Genomic DNA, 6,667 nt, shown 5'->3' with positions numbered 1-6,667 from the left:
TCGGCGGCGCCGGTCTCGGGCTGTCCATCAGCTGGCGGATCTGCAAGCTGCTGGGTGGGCGCATCGAGGTGGCCAGCCAGGTGGGCGTCGGCACGACGTTCACGATCACGCTGCCGTGCCTGACCGGGCGCGTCGCGTCGACCCCGCCCGGTCAGGCACGGACGTAAGCTGACACTGCCAGACGAATGCTACGAGGTCGCCCGGACTGCCCAGCGCAGTTTGGCCGACGACGCGCGCCGGTTGGCAAAGGTCTCGGTACGGGTCGACCGGACGACCGTGGTGGCCACGGCGGCGTAGAGCCCGGCGCGGTGTCCGGCCCTGAACGCCTGCTTCACGCGCCGGTCCTCTCCGGAGTGAAACGTCAGCACGACGACGCGGCCGCCCGGCCGGAGGCAGGTGGGCAACGCGGCCAGCAGGTCATCGAGTGCCGCGAACTCGTCGTTGACGAGAATGCGCAGCGCCTGGAACGTGCGTCGCACGGACAGCTTGATGTCGGCCTTCGTCAGTGCCGGACGCGCGTCGGCCAACCCCAGACGCACCAGACGCTCCAGGGCGTGTGTCGTTGTCGGCCGTCGCGCGACGAGGATGCGGGCGATGACCTGCGCATGCGGTTCGTCGGCATGCCTGGTCAGGATGTCGGTGAGGCTGTCCTCGTCGAGCCCGGCGAGTCGCTCCGCCCCCGTCACCCCACAGGTCGGATCCATACGCAGATCGAGCGGACCGGGATGCTTGTAGCTGAAGCCTCGCGAGGGCGTGTCGTGTTGCATGGACGACACGCCGAGGTCGGCGAGGATGACGTCGGCGCCCGCCTGCCCGTGGGCGGCCAGCACGGCGGGCAGGGTCCGAAAGCTGCCGTGATGGGCCACGAACTCGTCGTCTCCGACCCCCTCCGCGCGCAGGCGTGCGACGGTGCGCGGCAGTTCCAGCGGATCGCGATCGAGGCCGATCAGGCGACCGCCCGGCCTGAGGTGTTCGAGCAGTGCGCGTGCGTGCCCGCCGCCGCCGAGTGTGCAGTCCACGGCGATGTCGCCGGGGCTCGGCCGCAGGTGGCGGAGGACTTCCGCCACCATGATGGGCCAGTGCGTCTCTACTTCGGGCGTGCCATCGACCATGCGACCGAGTTGTCCATCGCGGTGGCGGTGCCGGTGATGGCGTCGCCCTTGATCGTGCCCTTCATGTCGTAGGTCATCGAGCCGCCAGAGGGTCGGTCGCGCTCGAGGACGAAGGCGATGTCATTGCCCTTGAGGGTGCCCTTCTGGACCTTCCAGACGCGGCCGCCACCGAGATCGAACGAACCGGTCAGCGTCTCGCCCTCGGCCTTGAGCTGCACCGCAGCATCCACGTTGCCCATCGGACTGCTCATGGAGAACGTCCAGGCGCCGTCGGCTGGCGACTGGGCACGGGCCACGGTGACGACACAGGCGAGGAACAGGGCGATGAGGGCGGTTCGCATGGCGTGAAGACTCCAACGCGGCGCCGGAAGCGGCGCCTTGGCTCGATGAGACGCCGAAGTCGGGTGGACGGGTGCACCGCTCAGGGCAGCGGCTTCACCAGGATGTTGGCGAACTCGACCTTGCGGCCGGCGGGCACCAGCGCGATCCGCCCTCGGGCCGGCAAACCCTCCTGCAGGACGGCATCGCTGACCACCTGGCCGTTGACGCTCACCGTCAGCCGGTCACCGACGATCCGCTGCACCACCCGGTTCCACTTGCCGGCCGCCTGCATCGCGGCGCCGGCCTGCGGCATGACCACGGCGCGGACGCCCGGCAGCATGCGTGCGGCCACCGCGGGTGTCGACTGCGTGGCGGCCGGCTCCTGCTCGTCGACCCAGCGCCAGTCCGCGATGATCTCGACGTCGCCCCAGGTGCCGACGGAGGTGAGGGGCTTGCCGGGTGCGGCCGTCGTGCTCTCGTAGGCCATGGTCCAGTCGTTGGTCCGCCACCGGCTCGCCTCGTCGCGCGGCGGCTGCCAGCCCGTGAAGGACACGCCGTCGTACAGGGCCGTGTGTCCCTCGTAGGCCGTGGCGACCTGCGACGGATCGAGCGCGCCAGCACTCGGCAGTTCCTTGATCCGGATGTTGCGGAACAGCGTCGGCGCGCCCTCGGACTCGAGCGCGATGTAGCCCTTGCGCGGCGAGATGTCGTAGCCGCCCGACACCTCCTTGCCGTTGACGGCCAGCTTGATCGTGCCCTTGTTGGCGGTGATGCGGTAGTGGTTCCACTCGCCGGGGCCCTTGGCGCGGCGCTCGCTCGGCAGGCTGCGCATGGAGCCGTTCGGGTGGGGCCGGTCGGGCGTCAGCACCGCACCGTGAATGGCGAAGACGTCGCCGTGGCTGGTGTAGGTCTCGGAGTTGCGCCCGTCGAGGACCTGCACCTCGATGGCCCGCAGGAACGGCTGTCCGCGCGCGGGCAGCGCGTCGGCCCAGACGAAGACGCCGGCGTTGCCCATCGGCTTCTGGTGCTGGTACTCGAGTTCGAGGACGAAGTTCTCGTACATCCGCGGCGTCCGGATCTCGCAGATGGGCACGCCGGTGACGGTGATGACGCCGTCACGCACGCCGAAGGTGTCGGGGGCGCAGTTGATGTTGACCCAGCCGTCGAGGGTGCGGCCATCGAACAACGACACGAACCCGTCGTCCTGCGCCTGCGCGGAGGGCGCAGCGACGAGCAGGGCCGTCAGGACCACCGACACCGACATCGACCTGGACATGGGCGCAGTCTAGCCCAAACGCCCACCGACCTCACGCGGCTGGTGCGTCGATGCCCATGGCGTCCTGCTCCGGCGACAGCCGCGGACGCATCATCTGCACGAACGCCGCCACCATGTCTGGGTCGAACTGCGTACCGGCGCCGTTGCTGATGTAGTCCACCACCACGGCGAGCGGCAGACCCTTGCGGTAGGGCCGATCCGATCGCAGCGCGTCATAGACATCCGCGATGGCCAGAACGCGTGCGAGGCGGTCGATCTGCGTGCCGGCCAGTCGGGCGGGATACCCGGCGCCATCGAAGCGCTCGTGGTGTTGCCCGACGATCGGCAGGATCGCCGCGAAGGCGGCGATCGGCTCGAGGATGCGCACGCCCGTGGCGGGATGCTTCTCGATCTCCGCCCGCTCCTCGTCGGTGGGTTTGCCGGGCTTGTCGAGGATGGCCGACGAGATCGCCAGCTTGCCGATGTCGTGCAGCAGACCGCCGCGCTGCAACACCGCCATGTCGTCGGCAGACAACTGCAGGGCCCGTCCGAGGTCGAGCGCCATCTCCGTCACGCGCTCGGAGTGCCCGGCCGTCCACGGCGACTTGGCGTCGATGGTCCGGGCGAGGGCGGTGGCCGCCCCGACGGAGAACGCCTCGAGTTCGCTGACGTGCTCCCGGATCGCGCCGACCATCGACCCGAAGGCGTGCGCGAGCGTCTCGAACTCGTCGTTGCTGCGGATGTCGGGGACGACGTCGTACTGCTTGGCGCGCACACGGGCCGATGCGTCCTCGAGGACGGCGAGCGGGCCGAGTTGCTTGCGCACCGTGCCGAGCACGGCCAGGAGCACTACCAGAACGCTGGCGACGGCGAGCAGGATGACCTCGCGGCGAAGCGCGCGCAGCGGCGCCGCGGCCTCGGCGCGCGGCACCATCATGGCGACGACCCACGTGCCGGCGCCGTAGTCGGTCTGCAGCGGCAGCGACCAGGTGCGAACGAGATACGGCTGGCCGTCGATTGCGAGCTCGTCGTCGCCATGTCTGGGCACGTCAGCCGCCTCGACCAGCGCAGGCACGCGCGCATCGTCACCCGAACACGCCAACACGACGTGCGCGTCGTCGAGGATGCACAGGGTGTTGGTCGGGCGCAGCAGCGGACGTCGACCATAGCCGAAGGTCTCCCTGTACGCGACCCGGGCCATGACCACGGTACCCGCGTCGTCGCCGACGGCGACCCATGCGGTGCGGTCGGCACCACGGACCAAGCGGGCCCGGCCCTCGCGAACTCGCCTCCGATGCTCCTCGGTCAGATGCGCCGGCACGCGCGTGCCCTGCAGGTGTCTGGGCGGGGTGTCCGGGGCGGGCTGCAGGACGACCGTGTCCACGCCTTCGAGCATCGGGAAAGAAGAGAGCCGCTGCGAGATGTCGCCGACGCCTGGCAGCAGGAGCGCCCGCAGGCCGGCCTCGAGCATCAGCAGGCGCTCGAGGCCGACGAGCGCCGCCGACTTGACGTCCTCGTGCAGCCGCTCACGCTCCTGCGTCTCGACCTGTTTGCGGCCGCGCGAGAACACGACGCTGCCGAAGACGGTGAGGGGCACCATCGCGGCAATCAGCACGACGCGCGCGATGCGTCGGCCGACACGACTGGTGAGAGGATCGATGCGGAACGCCATGAGATCAGTAGTCGCGACCGAGGCCGAAGAAAGCGCCGTCGCTGCCGCGGACGATGTCGTCCTGGCTGGGACCGCCTGACAGCGGGCCGACGCTCTGGCCGTCGCGGCCCTTGCTGAAGAAGTCGTAGTCGGAGTTGATCGGCACGAGGTTGCGATCCTTGCGCGCACCGCCGGTGCCGACGCACACGCCGTTGCAGGCCTGGCACCCGGGGTCCGGCGCCGGCGCCCCTCCTCCTCCGCCGCCGCCGCCGCCGTTGCCACCCCCACCGTTGCCCTTCCCGCCGCCCCCGCCGTTGCCACCGCCCCCCTGGGCCCCGCCGCCCCCTCCGCCGCCCCCACCGTTGGGCGACAGCACGTTGTACACGTAAGGATTGCCCCACGGATCCTTGCGCTGCTGGTCGATGTCGGCCAGCGATCCCGGGAAGCAGCCGTTCAGGGCACGGTAGGCCTGGATCTCGCGATCGATGGACCGCACGTCGCCGATGGCTCGGGTGACGCGTGCAGCCTCCACGGCCGCGGTGTACTGGGGCACGCCGATGGCGGCGATGACGCCGATCAACGCCACCACGACGATCAGCTCGACGAGCGTCATGCCGGACTCCGACGATGGCCTCGTGCCGCCCTCGGGTTCCCCGGCAGGCGCATCGTCTGGGGGCGCCGCGGTCGGGGGCGGCGCGGCCTGACGACGATCCAGCGTGAAGAAGGCGAGCGCCTCGTCGGCGCGTCGAATCGCGTCCATCGCCGCGACCGGATCCGTCGCGGCCCGGGCTTCCTGCGTGGCCAGCCGGGCGCGACCGATCTGCGTGCGCAGCGTGCCGAGCATGTGCTCGAGAGCCGCGCTCTCTTCCTTTGGATAGTCGGTGGACCGTATGCCGGCGTGGACCCAGAGTTGCCCGATGCTGACCGCCTCGAACACGTGCCGGAATCGATAGAGCGGACCGGCGACGCGGTGCGTCAGCGTCAGGGTCACCGCGGCGAGTGCGGCCGTCACCGCGATCACGGCCGACCAGATGCGATCGTGCAGGCTGAGGAGGACCGTGGCGGCATCGACGCGCGTGCGTTCGTCCATCGACTCGAGGTCCTGGATCACGGGTGCCACGAGCAGCGCCACGAGCAGCAGCAGCAGCCCGATGGTCCACGCCAGTTGCGTGGCCGCCAGGCGTGCCTGGAAGCCCACGACGACGCGTTGCCGGCGCCCGCCAAACCACTGGCGCGTCGGCAACAGTCGCCATCCTTGGGTAGGGCCCGGCTCTCTCCGCACGTCGTTCACACCTGTTCCTCGCAGGGGGAATCGGCAACTCGAGCAGGGGGCTGAGGGACTGGACCAAGGAATGGCCAGACGGTGGGGGATGATAGGGAGCCATGCGCCATCACGCCCCAGGAGTACTCGCCTCATGACGCGTCGGATCGGTCTGGCCGCCATCATGCTGGCGTTGATCGCCTCGCTGCCCGCATCGGGCCAGGGGCCCGTCGTGCCAGACCGCGCGGCGTTCCACCTGTACCTCCTCGTCGGTCAGTCCAACATGGCGGGGCGCGGCGCGCTGGAACCCGGGGACCAGGACGTCGACCCTCGTGTCCTCATGCTGGACAAGGCAGGCGTGTGGGTGCCGGCCACCGACCCGATGCATTTCGACAAGCCCGTCGCCGGCGTCGGCCTCGGCCGCGCCTTTGCCGCGCGCATGCGTGAGCGCGCGCCCGACGTCACGGTGGGTCTGATCCCGGCCGCCGTCGGCGGCTCCCCCATCGACGCCTGGCAGCCGGGCGTCTTCTACGAGCCGACCCGCAGCCATCCCTGGGACGACGCGATGGCGCGCGCCAGGGTGGCGATGGCGTCCGGGACGCTGCAGGCCATCCTCTGGCATCAGGGCGAGTCCGATGCGACACCGGACCTCGCGCCAGCGTACGAAGCGAAGCTGCATGACCTCATCGCCCGCTTCCGCACCGCCCTCGGCGCCCCCGACGTCCCTTTCATCGTCGGCGGGCTCGGGCGCTATCCGGACGTGCCCTGGGACGACGCCAGACGGATGGTGGACGCCGCGCATCGGACCCTGCCGGACAAGGTGCGCCGGACGGCGTTCGTCTCGAGTGACGGCCTGGTCCACGGTGGCGACAAGGTGCATTTCGACACCGCCTCGCTGCGCGAGTTGGGACGTCGATATGCCGCGGCCTGCGAGGCCCTCATCACCATGCGCTAGCTGTATCTGCTAAACACGTTGTTCATCCGGAGCGCACTGGGAAGAATGGTGTTGCGAGACAACCGTTCAGCTCAGAGGAGGCCCCGGATGAAGCTCCATCGTAATGCGAGGA

General features: G+C 70.1%; 7 protein-coding genes. 2 read left to right on the top strand and 5 right to left on the bottom strand.

Translation table 11 applies throughout. The annotated features are described in order from the left end of the window. A partial coding sequence (locus Q0C41_RS31545; protein ID WP_367079319.1) for an ATP-binding protein occupies positions 1-167 on the top strand: 167 nt, incomplete at its 5' end. Between the two features lie 21 nt (positions 168-188). Here the strand turns inward: Q0C41_RS31545 and rsmH are convergent. From rsmH to Q0C41_RS28590, 5 genes are all read right to left on the bottom strand, one after another. Then, positions 189-1,112: a 16S rRNA (cytosine(1402)-N(4))-methyltransferase RsmH gene (rsmH, locus tag Q0C41_RS28610; RefSeq protein WP_291989951.1), complete on the bottom strand. Its 924-nt coding sequence runs from the start codon at positions 1,110-1,112 to the stop codon at positions 189-191. Then, the gene (locus Q0C41_RS28605) at positions 1,088-1,453 is read right to left on the bottom strand and encodes a hypothetical protein (RefSeq protein ID WP_291989949.1); all 366 of its coding nucleotides are present in this window, start codon (positions 1,451-1,453) and stop codon (positions 1,088-1,090) included. The genes rsmH and Q0C41_RS28605 overlap by 25 nt, the downstream gene beginning before the upstream one ends. A gap of 80 nt (positions 1,454-1,533) precedes the next feature. Next, positions 1,534-2,709 carry a DUF1080 domain-containing protein gene (locus Q0C41_RS28600; RefSeq protein ID WP_291989947.1) on the bottom strand — a complete coding sequence of 392 codons (1,176 nt, stop codon included), beginning with the start codon at positions 2,707-2,709 and terminating at the stop codon, positions 1,534-1,536. Between the two features lie 31 nt (positions 2,710-2,740). After that, a complete protein-coding gene (locus Q0C41_RS28595; protein WP_291989945.1) occupies positions 2,741-4,360 on the bottom strand; it encodes an HD domain-containing phosphohydrolase in 1,620 nt (539 codons plus the stop codon). A 4-nt stretch (positions 4,361-4,364) separates the two neighbouring features. After that, the gene (locus Q0C41_RS28590) at positions 4,365-5,582 is read right to left on the bottom strand and encodes a type II secretion system protein (RefSeq protein ID WP_291989943.1); all 1,218 of its coding nucleotides are present in this window, start codon (positions 5,580-5,582) and stop codon (positions 4,365-4,367) included. A 172-nt stretch (positions 5,583-5,754) separates the two neighbouring features. Between Q0C41_RS28590 and Q0C41_RS28585 the strand changes: the two genes are divergently transcribed. Continuing rightward, positions 5,755-6,555, top strand: a complete 801-nt coding sequence (locus Q0C41_RS28585) for a sialate O-acetylesterase (RefSeq protein ID WP_291989941.1) — start codon at positions 5,755-5,757, stop codon at positions 6,553-6,555. Positions 6,556-6,667: the final 112 nt, after the last annotated feature.

This window comes from Luteitalea sp., from assembly GCF_022842525.1.
GTDB lineage: Bacteria > Acidobacteriota > Vicinamibacteria > Vicinamibacterales > Vicinamibacteraceae > Luteitalea.
This window is presented reverse-complemented; position numbering and strand designations above follow the sequence as displayed.